This window comes from Clostridium tarantellae (assembly GCF_009295725.1).
Taxonomy (GTDB): domain Bacteria; phylum Bacillota; class Clostridia; order Clostridiales; family Clostridiaceae; genus Sarcina; species Sarcina tarantellae.
In genome coordinates this window covers 1-1,968 of record NZ_WHJC01000443.1, presented here as the reverse complement: position 1 = coordinate 1,968, position 1,968 = coordinate 1, and the positions used below count along the sequence as shown (strand labels likewise).

The following is a 1,968-nucleotide window of genomic DNA, read 5'->3' as shown; positions in this document are numbered from 1 at the left end:
ATATATAACTTTAAATTTAATTGTCATTTTTTGTTATAAAAAAGTGAATAATCACATTAAAGGAGAATGCTAATGACAAAAAAATCGTGTGAATTTAAAAATAATAAACATAAAAAAAATAATAAAAAAAATAAAGGATATAATAAAAAACTTAAATCTCGCAAATGGAAAGTTTTTTCATTATTTGTAATTTTTCAAATTGCTTTTGGTATTATAACTGCACCATTTATAATTTATTATGGACCTTTTAATAATATAAAGACAAGCTTAGTAGGAGCTGCTATGACTTCACTCAATCATCAATATTTAGCTACAGCTTTTTTATCTAATGAAAAAATAAAAGAAATTTTATCACAAAATAAGGTTGAGGACATAAAACAAGACACTAAAAATAGTAAAATAACCTTACCTAAAAAACATAATGATAAAATTGAACTTTTTGAAGTAAAAGGAAAAAAATTTAATGGTTATATGTTAGTAGTTAGTGATCCTACTAGAGTAAAAATTGGATACACTTCTAAATTAAATAAAGAAGGACAAACCACCTCTCAAATAGCAAAGCAATCTAATGCAATTGCTGCAATAAATGGTGGAGGTTTTACTGATAAATCTGCTACTTCTACCTGGACAGGAAATGGTGGAACTCCAATAGGTGTAATAATGACTAATGGAAAAAAAATATTTAACTCTTTAAAAGATGATGAAAAAACTGATATGATGGCTATTACTGATGAAGGAAGACTTTTAGTTGGAAAATATTCCTATGACAATTTAAAAAATTTAAATGCTAAAGAAGCTCTTAGCTTTGGTCCTCCATTAGTTGTTAATGGCCAACCTACCATTACTACTGGAGATGGTGGAGCTGGAATAGCATCAAGAACTGCTATAGGTCAAAGAGAAGATGGTGCTATGTTACTTCTTGTTGTGGATGGACGTAGTATAAATTCTATTGGTGCTACTTGGAAGGAAATTCAAGATGTAATGATTCAATATGGTGCTATAAATGCAATAAACTTAGATGGTGGTAACTCTACAACTATGTATTATAATGATGAAATTGTTAATAATCCTTCTGACCATTTAGGTGAAAGATCTATCCCTTCTGTTGTTATGGTTAAGTAATAAAAATAAGGAGATAACATATGACAAGAAAAAGATTGTTTAAAATTTTATTTAGATGGACTCTATTTTCATTTGTACTTCAATGTAGTGTATTTTTTCTTTTAAATACTTATTTTTTTAAAAGTGATGGAACAATAACAAGTAAAAAAATTGTATCTGCTAAAGAAGATAATTCTAAAGTAGCTGATATATCAATTCCATCTAAAGCTAAGAACATAAAAATGTCCTTTGATGGCAAATATATATCTTATTTATTAGATGGAGAATTAAAAACTATTAATGTTAGAAATGGAGAATTAATAGATATTCCTATTAATTCTCACTCTAAACTTCTAAATTACACATGGTTAAAAGATAGAAATAGACTTTTCTTATCTCAATTAGATAATGGTTTTATTAATTTATATTATTATGATCTATCTAAAAATCATAAAGAAAAAATATCCGCCGAAGGAAAAGGAACAACAAATGGAGAAATAACTAAAGGAAATAAATATACTAAAGTTAAAAGTATAGAAACATCAACCTTAACTAATGTAACTTATTTAAATATAGAAAAAGAAAATTACAAAAAAATTTATAGATTAGATATAAATTTAGAGGTTAGACCATTTCAATTACCTACAGATGAAGTAGGAGAAATTAAAGTTATTCCCCATGAAGACAGATTAATTTTTGAAAATAAAAATAATTATGATATTTATGCAACAAGTCCAAATAAAAGAATAACTAAAGGAAAAGATACCAAATATACTCTTCTTTCTGTAGATAATAATGATGTAATTTATATTGGAGTTTTAAATGACCATAATAAAATATTAGAAATAAAATATGGTACTTTAGAAG

The 1,968-nt window shown here is 25.6% G+C and carries 2 protein-coding genes; both read left to right on the top strand.

Annotated elements, in window-relative coordinates; all coding sequences use genetic code 11:
• Positions 1 to 72: 72 nt before the first annotated feature.
• Positions 73 to 1,122, top strand: coding sequence for a phosphodiester glycosidase family protein (locus tag GBZ86_RS15415; RefSeq protein WP_152892129.1), 1,050 nt, complete (start codon positions 73 to 75; stop codon positions 1,120 to 1,122).
• 20 nt (positions 1,123 to 1,142) lie between these two features.
• On the top strand, positions 1,143 to 1,968 hold an 826-nt coding region (locus GBZ86_RS15410; protein WP_152892127.1), incomplete at its 3' end, for a hypothetical protein.